Origin of the sequence: Deinococcus betulae, assembly GCF_020166395.1 — a bacterium.
Lineage (GTDB): Bacteria > Deinococcota > Deinococci > Deinococcales > Deinococcaceae > Deinococcus > Deinococcus betulae.
On record NZ_JAIQXU010000011.1, the window covers coordinates 51,294 to 67,174 of the forward strand.

13 protein-coding genes are annotated in these 15,881 nt (G+C 68.2%); 9 read left to right on the forward strand and 4 right to left on the reverse strand.

From position 1 onward, the window contains the following. Nucleotides 1-248 precede the first annotated feature (248 nt). Genes nth through K7W42_RS10095 form a run of 3 tightly spaced genes read left to right on the forward strand, consistent with a single transcriptional unit; the run spans nucleotide 249 to nucleotide 2,920 of the window. The gene (gene nth, locus K7W42_RS10085; RefSeq protein ID WP_224574398.1) at nucleotides 249-908 is read left to right on the forward strand and encodes an endonuclease III; all 660 of its coding nucleotides are present in this window, start codon (nucleotides 249-251) and stop codon (nucleotides 906-908) included. Beyond that, nucleotides 905-2,161 (forward strand): MFS transporter, encoded by a 1,257-nt coding sequence (locus K7W42_RS10090; RefSeq protein ID WP_224574400.1) that lies wholly within the window; start codon nucleotides 905-907, stop codon nucleotides 2,159-2,161. Before nth ends, K7W42_RS10090 begins: the two co-directional genes overlap by 4 nt. 36 nt (nucleotides 2,162-2,197) lie before the next feature. After that, entirely contained in the window at nucleotides 2,198-2,920 is a 723-nt protein-coding gene (locus K7W42_RS10095) for a zinc ribbon domain-containing protein (protein WP_224574402.1), read from the forward strand. A 223-nt stretch (nucleotides 2,921-3,143) separates the two neighbouring features. On the opposite strand, the gene K7W42_RS10100 is transcribed toward K7W42_RS10095, so the two are convergent. The 3 genes from K7W42_RS10100 to hemC are packed head-to-tail and all read right to left on the reverse strand — an operon-like array spanning nucleotide 3,144 to nucleotide 5,289. After that, a complete protein-coding gene (locus tag K7W42_RS10100; RefSeq protein WP_224574404.1) occupies nucleotides 3,144-4,112 on the reverse strand; it encodes an asparaginase in 969 nt (322 codons plus the stop codon). A gap of 57 nt (nucleotides 4,113-4,169) precedes the next feature. Further along, the gene (locus K7W42_RS10105; protein WP_224574406.1) at nucleotides 4,170-4,352 is read right to left on the reverse strand and encodes a hypothetical protein; all 183 of its coding nucleotides are present in this window, start codon (nucleotides 4,350-4,352) and stop codon (nucleotides 4,170-4,172) included. 7 nt (nucleotides 4,353-4,359) lie between these two features. Further along, nucleotides 4,360-5,289 carry a hydroxymethylbilane synthase gene (hemC, locus tag K7W42_RS10110; RefSeq protein ID WP_224574407.1) on the reverse strand — a complete coding sequence of 310 codons (930 nt, stop codon included), beginning with the start codon at nucleotides 5,287-5,289 and terminating at the stop codon, nucleotides 4,360-4,362. A 71-nt stretch (nucleotides 5,290-5,360) separates the two neighbouring features. Here hemC and K7W42_RS10115 point away from each other — a divergent pair, with 71 nt between their 5' ends. From K7W42_RS10115 to K7W42_RS10125, 3 genes are all read left to right on the forward strand, one after another. Next, the gene (locus K7W42_RS10115) at nucleotides 5,361-6,698 is read left to right on the forward strand and encodes a GH1 family beta-glucosidase (protein ID WP_224574409.1); all 1,338 of its coding nucleotides are present in this window, start codon (nucleotides 5,361-5,363) and stop codon (nucleotides 6,696-6,698) included. Between the two features lie 583 nt (nucleotides 6,699-7,281). Beyond that, complete coding sequence (locus K7W42_RS10120; RefSeq protein ID WP_224574411.1) at nucleotides 7,282-9,072, forward strand: ABC transporter ATP-binding protein; 1,791 nt, start codon at nucleotides 7,282-7,284, stop codon at nucleotides 9,070-9,072. A gap of 91 nt (nucleotides 9,073-9,163) precedes the next feature. Then, nucleotides 9,164-10,975 carry an ATP-binding cassette domain-containing protein gene (locus K7W42_RS10125; protein ID WP_224574413.1) on the forward strand — a complete coding sequence of 604 codons (1,812 nt, stop codon included), beginning with the start codon at nucleotides 9,164-9,166 and terminating at the stop codon, nucleotides 10,973-10,975. 344 nt (nucleotides 10,976-11,319) lie between these two features. Here the strand turns inward: K7W42_RS10125 and pyrE are convergent, their stop codons facing one another. After that, nucleotides 11,320-11,880, reverse strand: a complete 561-nt coding sequence (gene pyrE / locus K7W42_RS10130; RefSeq protein ID WP_224574414.1) for an orotate phosphoribosyltransferase — start codon at nucleotides 11,878-11,880, stop codon at nucleotides 11,320-11,322. A gap of 47 nt (nucleotides 11,881-11,927) precedes the next feature. Here pyrE and K7W42_RS10135 point away from each other — a divergent pair, with 47 nt between their 5' ends. The 3 genes from K7W42_RS10135 to K7W42_RS10145 all read left to right on the forward strand — a co-directional run bounded on the left by K7W42_RS10135 (nucleotide 11,928) and on the right by K7W42_RS10145 (nucleotide 15,793). After that, entirely contained in the window at nucleotides 11,928-12,131 is a 204-nt protein-coding gene (locus K7W42_RS10135; protein WP_157457783.1) for a helix-turn-helix domain-containing protein, read from the forward strand. Nucleotides 12,132-12,311: 180 nt separating this feature from the next. Further along, on the forward strand, nucleotides 12,312-13,061 hold the full coding sequence (locus K7W42_RS10140; protein ID WP_224574495.1) for a ribonuclease H family protein: 750 nt from the start codon (nucleotides 12,312-12,314) through the stop codon (nucleotides 13,059-13,061). Between the two features lie 293 nt (nucleotides 13,062-13,354). Next, nucleotides 13,355-15,793: a glycoside hydrolase family 31 protein gene (locus tag K7W42_RS10145; RefSeq protein ID WP_224574416.1), complete on the forward strand. Its 2,439-nt coding sequence runs from the start codon at nucleotides 13,355-13,357 to the stop codon at nucleotides 15,791-15,793. Nucleotides 15,794-15,881: the final 88 nt, after the last annotated feature.

Below are 15,881 nucleotides of genomic sequence, written 5' to 3' on the forward strand. Positions count from 1 at the left end.
GAGTAGCAGAGGGTCTGGGGACGCGCAAGGGGCAGGGCTCAGACGGACTCTGATTGAACCGAGCAGAATGCCGGGTGGAATCCGAGCGGACTTGCAAAGCTCCGCAAGAGAGCGAGCGGGAGAAGGTACGGATGCCGCTTCATGACGGCGCAGTCGGCAGGGCGCCGTCTGCGCCTCCATATCGCAGCATCCGGATCAGCCAAATGGCGCAGCCGACACGCCGGGCGCATGCTCTAGGGTGAGCAGCGATGACCAAGCAAGCGGCGCAGCGTCCCAGAGGCGCCCAGGCGCGGGCAGCGCAGGTGCTGCCGGCCCTGCACACCATGTACCCGGACGCCAAGACGGAACTGGCGTTCCACAACCCCTTCGAACTGCTGGTGGCCACCGTCCTGAGCGCCCAGGCCACCGATGTCAGCGTGAACGCCGCCACCCCAGCCCTGTTTGCCGCTTACCCCGACGCCCACGCTATGAGCCTGGCCCAGCCGGAAGACCTCGAACCCCTGATCCGGCGCATCGGACTGTACCGGGGCAAGGCGAAGAATCTGGCGGCGCTGGCGCGGCTACTGGTCGAGCGGCACGGCGGCGAGGTGCCCAACGACTTTGACGCCGTGGTGGCCCTGCCCGGCGCTGGGCGCAAGACGGCCAATGTGGTTCTCAGTAACGCCTACGGCTACCCAGCCATTGCGGTGGACACCCATGTGGGGCGCCTGAGCCGCCGCCTGGCCCTGAGCGTGCAGACCAACCCGGACAAGGTTGAAGCCGACCTCCAAACGCTCTTTCCGCGTGACCGCTGGGTCTTCTTACACCACGCGCTGATTTTGCACGGGCGGCGGGTGTGCATGGCCCGGCGCCCCCTGTGCGAGGCGTGCGTCATGAACACGTTTTGTCCGAAAGTGGGCGTGGAGTGACCGGCCCTGGTTCCGGGCGGGGACAGACCTGGCGCTTTTCAGGGCAGGTGTGGCTGTTTCTGGCATCGGTGTTCGTGTTTGGCCTGTCGCAGGCGTTTACGGCGCTGTTCCTCAATTTTTATCTGCGGGCGCTGGGCCTGGGCGCCGAGTGGCAGGGGGTCATGAACGCGCTGCCGGCCCTGACGCTGGCGGCCCTGAGTCTGCCCGCCGTGGCGCTGGCCCGTCGCATCAGCAACGCCCACACCCTGAAAGTCGGTGCGGCCCTGAGCCTGCTGGGGACCGTGCTGCTGGCGCTGGCGCAGGGGCCACTGCTGGTGGTCCTGGGCGCGCTGGTGCAGGGTGCGGGCGCCGCGCTGAGTGTGGTCTCGGGTTCGCCCTTTATGGCCGACAACAGCACCGAACGCAGCCGCGTCACGCTGTTCAGCGTGCAAAGCGCCCTGATGACCGGCGCGGGCTTTCTGGGCAACCTACTGGGAGGCCAGGTGCCCTCGCTGTACGCGGCGTGGACGGGCAGCGAGCCGGACAGCCTGGGCGCCCTGCGCGCCGCGCTGCTGGTGGCGGCCGGGCTGCTGGCCCTGGGACTGATTCCGGTACTGGGCCTGCGCGCTAGTGGCCATACAGTGCGCGAAGGCCGCAGCTTCCGGGTACGCGACCGGGCGACGATGGCGCGCCTGGTGCTGCCCAACGTGCTGGTGGGGCTGGGGGCGGGCGCCACGATTCCCTTCCTAAACATCTTTATCGAGGGCAAGTTCCGCATCAGTTACAGCGACCTGGGCACGCTGTTTGCGTGGACCAGCCTGGCGACGGCCGCCACGGCCCTGCTGCAACCCCTGTTGGTCAAGCGGCTGGGGCAGTTGCAGGCGGTGCTGCTCGTGCAGGCCAGCAGCCTGCCGTTTCTGGCGATGCTGGGCTTTGCGCCGAGCCTCTGGCTGATCACGGCGGCGCTGTTTACGCGCGGCGCCCTGATGAACGCGGCGGGGCCGGTGTATTCCGCCTACGCCATGAGCGCGCTGCCAGAAGAAGACCGGCCCATGTACTCGGCGGTCAACGTGATTGCCTGGGACGCCGGCTGGGCCGTCAGCAGCGTGCTGTCCGGGGTGGTGCGCGGCCTGCTGCCGTTTGGCGCGGCTTTTCACGTACTCTTCGCCTGGACCCTGCTGATGTACGCCAGCAGCGTGCTGGCCATCTACCTGGGCCTGTACCGCCGGGCGCGCATGAAGGGGGCCGCAAGTCCACTTTCTCCGCCCGCGTGACGCTGAATGCAGCATTGGGGGGTAGACTGCCTGGTGATGAGTGACACGTCTCCCCTTCGCCGCCTGCACCGCGTTCAGGAACTTGACCTGAACCTCGACCGCCTGCGCGACGAGGAACAGAACATTTCCGGCGAGCTGCGGGGCGCCCGCGCCGAGCAGGAGCGCCTGAACAACGACCTTGAAGACACCGAAATCACCCTGGAAGGCGTGCAAAAGCAGCTGCGCCAGCAGGAACTCGACCTGAGCGGCACCCGCGAGCAGATTGCCCGCGCCCGTGAGGAGCAGGAAAAGAACGCCTTTGACGCCCGCGCGCAGTCGCAGTACGGCAGCCGCATTCAGATGCTCTCGGAGCGCGCCGACGAGATGGAAGAGGACCTGGGACCGCTCAAGGCCCGTCAGCAGGAACTGAACGAGCGCTCGGCCGACCTGCGCGCCCAGCACCGCACCCTGCGCCCCACCCTGGGCGCCCTGGAGGAGCAGGACGACGCCCGCGTTCAGGACCTGCGCGACCAGGGCGAGGCCGACCGCCAGGAACGCGCCGAATTGGCCGCCGCCCTGGACACCCGCACTGTGCGCGAATACGACATGATTCGCCGCGCGAAAAAGGGCCTGGGCGTCGTGGAAATCAAGGCCGGGCGCTGCTCGGGCTGCAACGTTAACCTGCCGGTGAACGTGCAGCAGAAAGCCGCCCAGGGCAAACTGCCCCCGGTGAAGTGCCCCAGCTGCGGCCGCTTCCTGATTCGGTTGGACCTGGCCTGAACCTCAGCAGAAAGCCGCGCTTCCAGTTCAGGCTGGAGCGCGGCTTTTCGCGGTCTGGATCAGGGGCTCTATCAGAAGAGTGGGCGCCATCTGGGCTTAATCTGCTGTTCGGCAGACCAAGTGGGGGCTGGTCCGCGTCTCCTTTGCTGGCGCCTGGTCATCCGTGCGGCGTCCTCTGCCTCACCGCTCTGGGCATTCTTCAGTGAAAACGCCGGACCAACAATTAAAATTCGTCCCGGTCAAATACTGCCGCAATCTGCTCACGGCTTAACCCCTGCCCCAGCAGAATCAGCAGCAGCAGGCGGGCCTTGTGGGCGTTCAGAAAACTAGCCGGGATAGCGCCCGCTTCTACCAGCGTCGCGCCGCCGCCCGCGTACCCGTACACCGGCAGCACGGGCCCGGCGTGGGTGCGCGTGGCGATCACCACGGGCTTGTCGGTGGCGCGAATCAGGGGCAGCAGTTCGGCGGGCAGGTTGCCGGTGCCCAACGCGGCAATCACCAGGCCGTCAGCCCGTGCAGCGGCCTCGGCGTAGCCCTCGCCGGTCCAGCCCGCGTAGGCGTACAGGATCTCCACCTTCGCCTCCAGGTGCGCTGGATGGTAAGTGGCACGCGGCTCGGGGACCGCAAAATAATGAACGCGCGCGCGCGTCCCCTCGCGGTCAATGCGGCCAATGGGACCGGGATAGCCGCCAAAGGCGTCCACCGCCGTCGTGTGAATCTTGGTGACGGTGCGCGCGTCAAAGATGTCGCCGCCAATGACCACCAGCGGCCCCCGGCCCCGGCTGCTGGGGTGCAGCGCCACATGCGCGGCGTCCAGCAGGTTGGCGGGACCGTCCCAGGACACTTCCTCGGCGTGGCGCATGCTGCCGGTCAGCACCACCGGCAGCGGCACATCCAGCAGCAGATGCAGCGCAAACGCCGTTTCTTCCAGCGTATCGGTGCCGTGCGTGACCACCACGCCGTCGTGTGTGTCGGCCAAGTCCCGAATCAGCGCGGCCAGCTGGCCCATGTGGGCGGGGGTGACATGCGGACTGGGAAGGTTAAAGGGCTGGGCGTCCGTGACCGTCACGCCTTCCAGGCCGGGCAGATTGGGGGGCTGCTGGGGCGTCAGGCCGCGCCCATCGGGGCTGGGACGGCTGGCAATCGTGCCGCCCGTGTGAATCACCGCGAGGCGGGGCGCTGGAATGGACATGCCCGGCATCCTAACGTGCCGGCCGAGCGGAGCGTCCAGCGCGAGGGACCGCCGGGGCTACCGGCGACGCAGCCGAACCCACATCAGCGCCAGCACGAAGACAGCCAGGGTCAGCGGCAGTTCGGCCACCAGGGCAGCTTCCACTTGAACCCCGGCATGGGTGCGCTGCCACAGGCCAATCCCCAGCCACAGCAGCGCGGCCGCCAGGGCAGTCAGCACCTGCTGCAGGAGGGGCGGCACCCCGACGTTACTCGCGCGCCGCGTCAATCAGGGCCTGGGCGCCCTGACCCAGCATATCGGCGGCCAGTTCAGCGCCCAAGTCGGCGCATTCACCGGGGTCGCCCTGAGTGGTGCCGCGAATCACCTGCGTACCGTCCAGCGCCCCCACCCAGCCTTCCAGGGTCAGCAGGCCGCCCTTGACGCTGGCATGCGCCCCCACCGGCGCCATGCACCCGGCGCCCAATCCAGCCAGGAACTCGCGCTCGGCGGTAATGCGGTCGTCGGTGGTGTGGTCGTGGATGGCGTAAGCGACTTCAATGCTCAGGTCATCGTCGGCGCGGGTTTCCAAGGCCAGGGCGCCCTGCCCAGGCGCGGGCAGAATGATGTCGGGCTCCAGAAACTCGTCAATGCGGTGGCGCATTTCGGTGCGAATCAGACCGGCGGCGGCCAGCACGATGGCGTCGTATTCATCGCCCGCCAGCGCGGCCAGGCGCGTGTCAATGTTGCCCCGCAGGTTCACGATCTGTATGTCCGGGCGGAAGGCGCGCAGGAAGGCCTTACGCCGCACGCTGCTGGTGCCCACACGGGCGCCCTGCGGCAACTCGGCCAGCTTTTTCATGCCCTCTTTGCCAATCAGAACGTCGCGGGCGTCCACCCGGCGCGGAATGGCGCTGACCTCCAGGCCCTCGGGCTGCTCGGTGGGCAGGTCCTTGAGGGAATGCACGGCGATGTCAATCCGCTTGGCCAGCAGGGCGTCTTCAATTTCCTTGACCCAAAAGCCCTTGTCGCCCTTTTGCGCCATCGCTTCCAGGCTGCCCCGGTTGCGGTCGCCGCCCGTGCTGATGGTCTGAATCCGGAAGTCCGTCTCGGGCCACTCCTCTTTCAGCCGGGCCACCACCCAATGGGTTTGTGCGAGCGCCAGAGTCGAGCCGCGCGTGCCTACCGTCACCATCCGCATAACCCAAGCAGTATACGGGCTGACCACGAGAACGGGCGGTCGGCCCCTGCCCGTGCGGCACAATGGACCCCATGACCTTTCCAGACGGCTTCGTGTGGGGCGCGGCCACCGCTGCCTATCAGATTGAAGGCGCCGTGCAGGAGGGCGGACGGGGGCCCAGCATCTGGGACACCTTTGCCCACACGCCGGGCCGGGTGCGCGGCGGCCAGACGGGCGACGTGGCCTGCGACCATTACCACCGCTTCGCCGAGGACGTGGCCCTGCTGCGCGAGTTGGGCGTGGGGGCCTACCGCTTCAGCGTGTCGTGGCCGCGCGTGCAACCGGGCGGCCGGGGCCGGGCCAACCCAGCGGGCCTGGCCTTCTACGACCGCCTGACCGATGAGCTGCTGGCCGCCGGGCTTGAGCCCTGGGTGACGCTGTATCACTGGGACCTGCCGCAGGAACTGGAAGACGCAGGCGGCTGGCTGAACCGCGACACGGCCCACCGCTTTGAGGACTACGCCTACTTGGTCGGCGAGCGGCTGGCCGACCGCGCGGCAGCCTTTATGACCCTGAACGAGCCTTTCGTGGTCATGGCGCTGGGCTACGCGCTGGGCGTTCATGCGCCGGGCAAAACGCTGGGGCTGGGCGCGTTTCCGGCGGCGCATCATCAGCTGCTGGCCCACGGCCTGGGGGTGCGGGCGCTGCGCGAGGCCGGAGCGCGGCAGGTCGGCCTGGCCAACACCTACGCCCCGGCCTGGCCCACCAGTGACCGGGACGCCGACCACCGCGCCGCTGACTTAACAGACGCGCTCCACAACCACCTCTTTACCGACCCGTTGCTGCGCGGCGAGTACCCGGCCCCCGTGCTGGACCTACTGTCTGAACGCACGCCCGAAGTGCTGGACGTGGTGCGCCCCGGTGACCTGGCCGTCATGGCCACGCCGCTGGACTTTCTGGGGGTCAATTACTACCAGCCCGACTGGGTGAAAGCCAGCGCCACCTCTCCGTTTGGTGCCGAGGTGGGGACGGTGCCGGGGCGCCCGCAGACCGGACTGGGCTGGTCCGTCGTGCCCAAGGGCCTCACCCAAACCCTGACGGGTCTGAAGGCGCGCTACGGCGAGACCTGCCCGCCCCTGGTTGTAACGGAGAACGGCTGTGCGTGGCCGGATACCCCAGGGGCAGATGGACGTGTGCGGGATGACTTCCGCATTCGGTATCTGGACGCCCACCTTCAAGCGGCGCAGGATGCCCTTACGCAGGGGGCGCCGCTGAAGGGCTACTTCGTGTGGAGCCTGCTGGATAACTTTGAGTGGGCGGAGGGGTACAGCCAGCGGTTTGGGCTGGTGCATGTGGATTTTGAGACGCAGGTGCGGACGCCGAAGGACAGTTACTTCTGGTTTCGGGAGCGGGTGAAGGGTGGGGGGTGAAGGCTGAGTTTTCTGGGCCTGCCCCACCCCCCAGCCCCCTCCCCCAGAGGGGCAGGGGGAGCAGACGTTGGCACTGGGCAGGGATTGACTGGCGCGGCGGAGAGGCCATAGTTCTCTGCGCCGTGGACGCCGTGGTCAACCTGCCGCCCATCGCCTCACGCCCGCGCGCTGCGCGCACGACGGCTTCCGTTGTTGACCCTATGAAGGTGGAAGACAGGGACGCTTAAAACCAGAGGGTCTACTTTCAAAAACAGGCTTCAGCAAAAGCACCTTTCAAAAGTAGAACCTCTAGGCCGCACCAAGCCTTCTTGTCCCTCAACCGCCCAAGTCCAGGCGAGGCCATTGTGCGCGCAGCGCGCAGGCCCTTGCGGTGGGGCAACGGAGGGCGTCGAGGCCGGACACGTCAATTAGAAGAACGGCCTCGCCAACATCAGTAGGATCTCTTGCCCAGTGCTAACGTCTGCTCCCCCTGCCCCTCTGGGGGAGGGGGCTGGGGGGTGGGGCCACTCCGTTAAGACCCCCCCGTCCCCCATGCGCCACACGGCGGATGCGCCCCCACCCCCGCCAGACCTAGCCTGAACCCATGTCCCCCTCTGCCGCTGCCCCCCCACCAGAACGAACACGCAGCGCCCTGGGGGTGCTGGGCACCTACCTGGGGCCGCTGAAATGGCAGGTCGTCGCCCTGGCCACCCTGCTGCTGACCGGCACCGGCCTGAACCTACTGCTGCCTCAGCTGCTGCGCCGCTTTGTGGACAACGTGGGTCTGGGCGCGGGGACCGATGTGGGCCTGCTGGTGCGTCTGGCCGGCCTATATATCGCGCTGGCCGTGGGCGTCCAGCTGATGACCGCCGGCGCAACCTATGTGGGCGCGCGGGTCGGCTGGACCGCCACCAACCGCCTGCGCGCGGACCTGATGGCGCACCTGCTCTCGCTGGACATGCGCGAACACAAGGAGCGCACCCCCGGCGAGATGATCGAGCGCATTGACGGCGACGTGACGGCCCTGAGCAACTTCTTCTCGCAATTTGCGGTGCGCGTGTTCGGCGCGGCGCTGCTGCTGACCGGCGCGCTCATCATGTTCTTCCGCGAAGACTGGCGCGTCGGGGCCGGCGTGACGGTCTTTACGCTGATCACCCTGACGGCCATGAACCGGGTGCGCAAGCTGGGCGTCGAACCCACCCGCCTGGAGCGCGAAAGCAGCGCCCGGCTGTTCGGCTTTGTGGAGGAGCGCTTGGCAGGCCTGGAGGACATTCGCAGCCTCGGCGCCGGCCGCCACCACCTGCGGCGCTTTCTGCAAACGCAGCGTGAGTTCTTTACCCGATCGGTCAATTCCTGGCGGCGGCGCAGCGTGGTGTGGCAGCTGTCCATGCTGCTGTTCGCCATCGGCTACGTGGGCGTGCTGACAGCGGCAGTGGGCCTGTACGCCGCCGGCACCATCTCGCTGGGCACAGCGTTCCTGATGTACCAGTACATGACGCTGGTGGAAGAACCCATTGACCAACTCACCCAGCAGCTTCAGGACCTGCAAAAGGCGGGTGCCAGCCTGGGCCGCGTGTCCGAACTGCTGGCCCTGCGCAGCGAGGTGCGCGGCGGCCAGACCCCGCTGCCCACTGGCCCACTGGCGCTGGACTTTCAGCAGGTCAGCTTTTCCTACGCCCCCGAAGACCCGGCGGCGCGCGGCGTGTTGCACGGCGTCTCGTTTCACCTGCCCGCCGGACAGACCGTGGGCCTGCTGGGCCGCACCGGCAGCGGCAAAACCACGCTGACCCGCCTGGTCTCGCGCCTGTACGACGCCACCAGCGGCGCCATCACCCTGGGCGGCGTGCCGGTCACGGCTGCGCCCCTGCACGACCTGCGCCAGCGTGTGGCGGTCGTGACCCAGGACGTGCAGCTGTTTCAGGCCAGCGTGCGCGACAACCTCAGCTTCTTTGACCCGCAGGTGACCGATGCGCAGGTTGAGGCTGCGCTGCGCGAGGTCGGGCTGGGGACCTGGCTGGAACGATTGGAAGATGGGGTGCGCACCCCCCTGCCCACCGGCAGCCTTTCGGCAGGCGAGGCGCAGCTGCTGGCCTTTGCCCGCGTGCTGCTGCGCGACCCCAGCGTGATTATTCTCGACGAGCCCAGCAGTCGCCTGGACCCCGCCACCGAGGCCCGCCTGACGGCCGCCATGACCCGCCTGCTGACCGGGCGCACCGCCATCATCATTGCCCACCGCCTCGACACCGTGGCGCGCGCCGACCGGATTCTGGTACTGGGCGACGGCGAGGTGCTGGAAGACGGCGAGCGCGACGCGCTGGCCCAGGACCCCCGCAGCCACTACGCGGCGCTTCTGCGCGCAGGCGTACTGGACGAGGGCGAAGGGGTGCTGGCGTGAGGGGGGCTCAGAGCATCACCTGTGAGCAGGCCCCTTCCCTGTTACCGCCTCCCCTCCACGTTTCCCACTCCACGCTCCGCCGGAGGCCCGCATGACTGCCACCCCTCAGCCCCAACACCAGGAACGCACTTTTGCGCTGTCCAAAGAGCTGTTCAAGTACAAACCCGGCCTGTTCGCCTTCAACCTCCTGATGTGGGGAATGGTGCACGCCTCGCCCGCGCTGCTCACGCTGGCGGTCAGCAGCCTCTTTGGCGCCCTGGAACGAGCCGACAACCTGAACACGGCGGGGCAACCCATTCAGCCGGCCGTTGCCGCCGCCTGGGTTGCACTGGGGTGGTTCGCCTTCGTGCGCCTAAGCCGCTTCGGCATTTTTTACGGGGCGTTCCGGGCCTGGATTGAACTGTGGTACACCCTGGACGCCCTGGTGCGCCGCAACCTGATGGGCTACCTGTTAACGGCGCGGGGCAGCCGCCGCCTGCCCGACACCCCGGCCGAAGCCGTCAGCCGCTTCCGCGATGACGTGGACGACGTGGCCGGCTACACCGAAGTCTGGGTGGACGGTGCGGGCTTCCTGCTGTACTCGGTGGTGGCCATCACCCTGATGGCGCGCGTGGACCCCCTGATTACCCTGCTCGTCTGCGCGCCGCTGCTGCTGATGGTGCTGTTTGTGCAGCGGCTGTCGCCCACCATCCGCAGTTACCGCCGCCGAATGCGCGAGGCGACCGCCCGCGTGACTGACTTTATCGGCGAGACCTTCGGGGCAGTCAGCGCCGTGAAGCTGGCCGCCCAGGAAGGCAGCATGGTCACGCATCTGCGCTCGCTGGGCGAAACCCGGCGCCACGCCGCCCTGCGCGACGTCCTGCTGACCGAACTGATCCGGGGCGTAAACACCAATATGGTGAACCTCGCCGTGGGCCTGGTGCTGCTGCTGGGCGCCAACAGGGTGCGCGGCGCGCAGATGGACATTCAGGACTTTGTGCTGTTTATCGGCCTCCTGCCACGCCTGACGGGCAGCATGGGCTTTTTTGGCGACGCCATCGCCCGGCACCGCCGCACCGGGGTCAGCTACGACCGCATGACCCGCCTGCTGCAAGACGCGCCAGACACGACCATCGTGGCCCACCACCCGGTCTATCTGCAGAGTGATCCCCCTGCAGAGCAGACCACGCCGACGGCCCTGCCCCTACAAGAGCTGCGGGTTGAGGGCCTGACGGCCATCCACGCCAGCGGCCTGGGCATTCAGGACGCCAGCTTCATCCTAAAGCGCGGCGAGTTTGTGGTGGTCACGGGCCGCATTGGCAGCGGCAAAAGCACCCTGCTGCGCGCGCTGCTGGGCCTCATCCCTGTGCAAAGCGGCTCGGTGTTCTGGAATGGCGAGCGGGTAACCGACCCCGCCACCTTCTTGGTGCCGCCGCGCAGCGCTTACACAGCGCAGCTGCCCAACCTCTTTTCCGACACCCTGCGCGAGAACATCACGAGTGGCGAGGCCGACGCGCACCTGGGCCGCGCCGTGAACCTGGCGGTGCTGGAGCCCGATCTTGAGGCGCTGGGCGGCGGGCTGGACACGCCCGTCGGTGCCCGAGGCGTCAAGCTCTCTGGCGGCCAGATTCAGCGGGCGGCGGTGGCCCGGATGCTGGCCCGCCCCGCCGACCTGCTGGTCTTTGACGACGTGTCCAGCGCCCTGGACGCCCGTACCGAAGCGCAACTGTGGCAAGGTCTGAGCACCACAGACGCGACCTGCCTGGTGGTCAGCCACCGCCGCGCCGCCCTCCTGCGCGCCGACCGCATTCTGGTGGTGCAGGGCGGCCGAATTACTGACGAAGGTACTCTGCCCGACTTACTGGAACGCAGCGACGAAATGCGCGCCCTATGGGCCGAGGAGGAAGTGGGGAGCGGACAGTAAAGAATGGAAAGTGGAAGAAAGATGGAGGGGCGCTCAAGTCGGCGCCCCTCCATCCTTTGTTTGACAGCTCCCTGACTGACCCAGAGACGAAAAGGGGTTCTTCGCTTTTGAAAGTCGAACCTCTAGGCCGCACCAAGACCCCTTGCCCCTTGACCGCCCAGGTCCAGGCGAGGCCATTGTGCGCGCAGCGCGCAGGCCCTTTCGCGGGGCAGCGGATGGCGTCGAGGCCAGACCCGTCAATGAATAGAGCGGGTCAGCCAGCATCAGTAACAACTCTTGCCCAGTGCCAACGTCTGCTCCCCCTGCCCCTCTGGGGGAGGGGGCTGGGGGGTGGGGCAATCCGTTCAAATCTCCTGAAGCGGAATCGCCGCCAACCACTCCGGCACCTCATCCGGCGCGTAAGTGTCAAACACCAGCCGCGTCAGCGCCACCAGCGGATACCCGCCCAGCTCGCCCCCCTCCTTGCGCCGGTCCACAATGCAGGCAATCCCCACGCATTGCCCTCCCGCTGCCTCGGCCGCCTTAACGGCTTTGAGCACGCTGCCCCCAGTGGTCAGCACGTCCTCGACGGCCACAAACCTCTCCCCTACCCCCACCGCAAAGGCTTCCCGAATCTTCATGCCGCCCTGCCCGTCTTTCTCGGCGAAGATGGCGCGGGTGCCGCAATGGCGCGCCGTTTCGTAGGCCAGCACCACGCCGCCCATCGCCGGGCCGATGATGAAGTCGGCCTGGATGCCCGCTGCGCGAATGGCCTCGGCCAGCGCCTGCCCAATCTGCTCGGTGTACTGGGGATGCTGCAGCACGGTCGTGCTCTGCAAAAACTTGGGGCTGTGGCGGCCACTGGCCAGCAAAAAGTGACCCTCGTGGTAGGCGCCCGCCTGCCGATACACCTCAAGAACGTTCATGGGGGCAGTATTCCATTCTGGCCGCCCCCGGCGGGGCATCATGCCGTATGGACACCGTGACATTTCCAGGAGCGCGGGTGGTGGGGGCGCGGCGCAGGCTGCTGGGCATTGGGCGCGCCGAACTGGCGCAGGAAGCGGGGCTGCCCCCAGCCCTGCTGGCCCAGTTAGAAGCCGGGCATTACGACCCGCGCAGCCTGCACGAACTGGCCCGGCGGGTGCTGGCGCGCCGCCTGGACATCACGCTGGACTAGGCCGCGCGGCTTAAGGCGGCTGGCGGATTCGCAGCCGCCCCCGTTCATGTTGAGATAGAGGCCATGTTGAGCTCAGGGCCGTGCCGAGATAAGGAAAGGGCCAACGGCGCTGGACCCAGTGACCCTGGAGAATTGAACTATAGAGTTCTGCCTGAGAAGGCCGAAAAGGAACGGTGCGGCGTGAATCAGGCGTTTGTAGATGCCAGCTGGCACGAGGTGCCCGGCGACGATGGAAACCTGACCGGCCTGGGCGGCTGGGGCCTGGTGCTGCTGGTGCCGGGAACGCTGCCGGCGCGGTTTCAGGGCCAATTGCGCGCCCCCGACAACAACGCCGCCGAGGTGCGCGCGGTGCTGGAAGCCGTGCGCGCGGCGCCAGCCGGACCCCTGACAGTGCATACCGACAACGAGGCCGTCATCGCCGCTGTGGGCCGGGGCCGGGGCCCGGAGGTGCTGACCGACGCCGCCCATGAGGTCCTTGAAGAAGTGGCGGCGCGCGGCGTGACGCTGCGGGTGCGCTACGCCCCCCGCACCCGGCGGCACATGATGACGGCGCATCTGCTGGCCAACGACGCGCGGCGGGGCCTGGGCACCCCCGGCCTGCTGGGCGCCCGCTCAGACGTGGTCATTGAGCAGCGGGCCGCTGGGGGTGAGGCGCGGGTCAGCCTGCGCCGCGAGGGTGAGCGCGTCACCGCCCACGTCCCGCTGGACTTTGCCTCAGAGGTGCCGCCCAGTGCCCAGGCGCTGCTGGCGGCGGTGGGCCTGGCCCTGCCCGGCGAGGTACTGGTCGTCCGGCGCGCCAGCAAGGTGGCCCAGGCGCTGTGGCAGCGGCCAGAACGCGCCCTGCGCCCCACCGCCCAGGCACTGCTGCAAGGCGCCCGCCGCGCCGCCGACGAAAGCGGTGTGCAGGTGGAATTTCTGGGCGCGGGCTAGAGATGTCCTATAGGAGAACCCAGAGCGGATGCCCCCTCACCGCTGTTCAGACGGAGGCTGTTGAATCATGGCCTAGCCGAAAAGGCACTCTCTGGGCCTCTATAACGCAGCCTCCGTCGTTTCGCGCGCTCTGCTCCCCAACTCTTCGACTCTGCCCGGATTGCATCCAGCATGCGGCTGAAGTCCACCGGGGTCCGTCTCTGTCCGCAAGAGGCAGAAGTACCAACGGAACCTTGCGGTGTTGTCAGTCCCAGGGTGGAACTCGCAGCCGCTGTCAGGGGGTACGCTGAACCATGCGGTTCACATCGTTTGAGGCGGAGCAAGGCGGCAGGCAGGTGCGGGTCTGGGGCGCCGCCGATCTGCTGGTGGTCAGCGCGCCCCTGCCGGGTGTGCTGCGCGTGCGGCTGCTGCCCGAGGCGCGTGCCCAGAGCCTGAATTTTCCCCACCCCAGCCCAAAGGCCAGCTTCGCTCTGCGCCCCGACCTCCCCGAAAGCGTGGCCCTGAGCGTCACCGAAGCGGACGGCACAGAGCTCCTGGTCATTGGCGGCGGGCTGGCCCTGCGCCTGAACCGGCACACCGGCGCCTGGCAGGCCCTGAGCGGCAGTGGTCCCTCGGCGCGGGTGCTGGCCGAGGCCCTGGGCTGGGCGGGCGAGGCCCCAGCCCCGCGCCCCCCGCTGGACGCCACCCGCTTCAACTTGCGCCGCACCCGCCTGTCCCTGGCCGCCCCTAAAGGCGCCGCGTACCTGGGCTTTGGCGAGAAGGTGGGCCCTCTGGACAAACGCGGCATGGCGCTGACGTTCTGGAACACCGACTGCTTTCCGCACCACACCGAAACTGACCCCCTCTATGTCTCGGTGCCGTTCATGACGGTGCTGGACGCCGGGCGCGCCCACGGCGTCTTTCTGGACGAGCCCTGGCGCCTGGAGGTGGACGTGGCCCGCGCCCACCCGGACGAGGTGCGCTGGGCCTCGGCGGGGCCAGAGCTGGACGTGTACGTCATCTCTGGCCCCCGCCCAGCCGATGTGCTGCGGCGCTACACCGACCTGACGGGCGCGGCCCCCATGCCACCGCTGTGGGCGCTGGGGGCGGCCCAGAGCCGCTGGGGCTACCGCACTGAGGCCGACCTGCGCGCGGTGATCGCCGGTTACCGTGAGCGCCAGTTGCCGCTTGACAGCGTCTACGTGGACATTGATTACCTGGACGCCTACAAGGTCTGGACGGTTAACCGCGCCAATTTTCCCGACCTGAAGGCGTTTGTGCGGGAGGCGGCCGGGCAGGGCGTGAAACTGGTGCCTATCGTGGACCCCGGCGTGAAGGTCGAAGCGGGCTACGACGTGTATGAGGAAGCCGTCAGGGGTGACCATCTGGTCAGGACGGCGCGTGGCGAGGTGCTGGTGGGCGAGGTCTGGCCTGACCCGGCGGTCTTTCCAGACTTCACGCGCCCCGAGGTCGTGGGATGGTGGGCCGGACGCCACCGCCTGTTTGCCGAACTGGGCATTCAGGGCCAGTGGAACGACATGAATGAACCGGCGTGCTTCAGTCTCCGGGTCCCCCGCGAGACCGAGGGCAAGACCCTGCCCTACGACGCCTGGCACGGCACCCGCACCCACCTGGAGGTCCACAACGCCTACGCCAACGGCATGAGTGAAGCCAGCCGCGCCGGCTACGCGCGCCTGAGCCCTGGCATTCGCCCCTGGATTCTTACGCGCGCCGGGTACGCAGGCATTCAGCGGCACGCGGCCGTCTGGACCGGCGACAACACCGCCACCTGGTCCCACCTGGCCCTGAGCCTGCCCATGATTCAGGGCCTGGGCCTCAGCGGCGTGCCCTTCGCCGCAGCCGATGTGGGCGGCTTTGGCGGCGACACCACCGGCGAGTTGCTGGCCCGCTGGTACCAGGCGGCGGTGGGCTACGCCTTCCTGCGCAACCACGCCGCGCTGGGCACCGCCGACCAGGAGCCGTGGCGCTTTGGCGAGCCCTATACAGGGGTCATCCGGGCGGCGCTGGAGTGGCGCTACCGCCTGCTGCCGCACCTCTACACCCTGGCCCATACAGCCACCCGCACCGGTCTGCCCGTGATGCGCCCGCTGGCCCTGCACTTTCCCGCCGACGAGGACGCCGTGCGCGAGGACACCCAGTATCTGCTGGGGGACGGGCTGCTGGTGGCTCCGGTGCTGCGCGCCGGGCACCGCAAACGGCTGGTGTACCTGCCGGCGGGGCGCTGGGCCGAGGTGTTCAACCTGGGCCAGCTGGGCACCGTTCATGAGGGCGGGCAGCACATCGTGGCCCACGCGCCGTTAGACACCCTGCCGCTGTACCTGCGCGAGGGCGAGGCGGTGCCGGTGACCACGCCGGCCCAGCACACCACCACCGCCCGCTGGGAAGAACTGTCGTGGCTGGTGCATGCCAGCCCGGCGGGCTTTCTGGGCCAGCTGTACGAAGACCTGGGCGACGGCCCGGTGCGCGGCCGCCTCACCCGCCTGATGGGCGAGCGCCAGGGCCGACGCCTGCTCATTCGCCGCGAAACGCAGGGCGAGGCCGGCCCAGAAGCCCGCGTGACCATGCGTGTGGTGGGCCTGGGGCATGTGCGCGGCGTGCAGGGGGCCGTGAATTACACCTACGAGGACGGACTGCTGACCCTGACGCTGCCCGCCCGCTGGACCGGCGTGACCCTGGATTTGGAGGAGGAACCAGAAGGCGAGCCAGACACCCGGTCAGAAGAGAACGGCTGAAGGCGAGGAACCAGATTATTCAAAATGGTTTTCTGGGCACTTGAAGACATTCCACAGCAGCCCTGATACGGCTTCCGTCCATTGCCGG

Bases quoted from the DNA above. Each gene is read 5' to 3' on its own strand.
- nth (WP_224574398.1), top strand. From the start codon at position 249: ATGACCAAGCAAGCGGCGCAGCGTCCCAGAGGCGCCCAGGCGCGGGCA.
- K7W42_RS10095 (WP_224574402.1), top strand. From the start codon at position 2,198: ATGAGTGACACGTCTCCCCTTCGCCGCCTGCACCGCGTTCAGGAACTT.
- K7W42_RS10100 (WP_224574404.1), bottom strand. From the start codon at position 4,112: ATGTCCATTCCAGCGCCCCGCCTCGCGGTGATTCACACGGGCGGCACG.
- hemC (WP_224574407.1), bottom strand. From the start codon at position 5,289: ATGCGGATGGTGACGGTAGGCACGCGCGGCTCGACTCTGGCGCTCGCA.
- K7W42_RS10115 (WP_224574409.1), top strand. From the start codon at position 5,361: ATGACCTTTCCAGACGGCTTCGTGTGGGGCGCGGCCACCGCTGCCTAT.
- K7W42_RS10120 (WP_224574411.1), top strand. From the start codon at position 7,282: ATGTCCCCCTCTGCCGCTGCCCCCCCACCAGAACGAACACGCAGCGCC.
- K7W42_RS10125 (WP_224574413.1), top strand. From the start codon at position 9,164: ATGACTGCCACCCCTCAGCCCCAACACCAGGAACGCACTTTTGCGCTG.
- pyrE (WP_224574414.1), bottom strand. From the start codon at position 11,880: ATGAACGTTCTTGAGGTGTATCGGCAGGCGGGCGCCTACCACGAGGGT.
- K7W42_RS10135 (WP_157457783.1), top strand. From the start codon at position 11,928: ATGGACACCGTGACATTTCCAGGAGCGCGGGTGGTGGGGGCGCGGCGC.
- K7W42_RS10145 (WP_224574416.1), top strand. From the start codon at position 13,355: ATGCGGTTCACATCGTTTGAGGCGGAGCAAGGCGGCAGGCAGGTGCGG.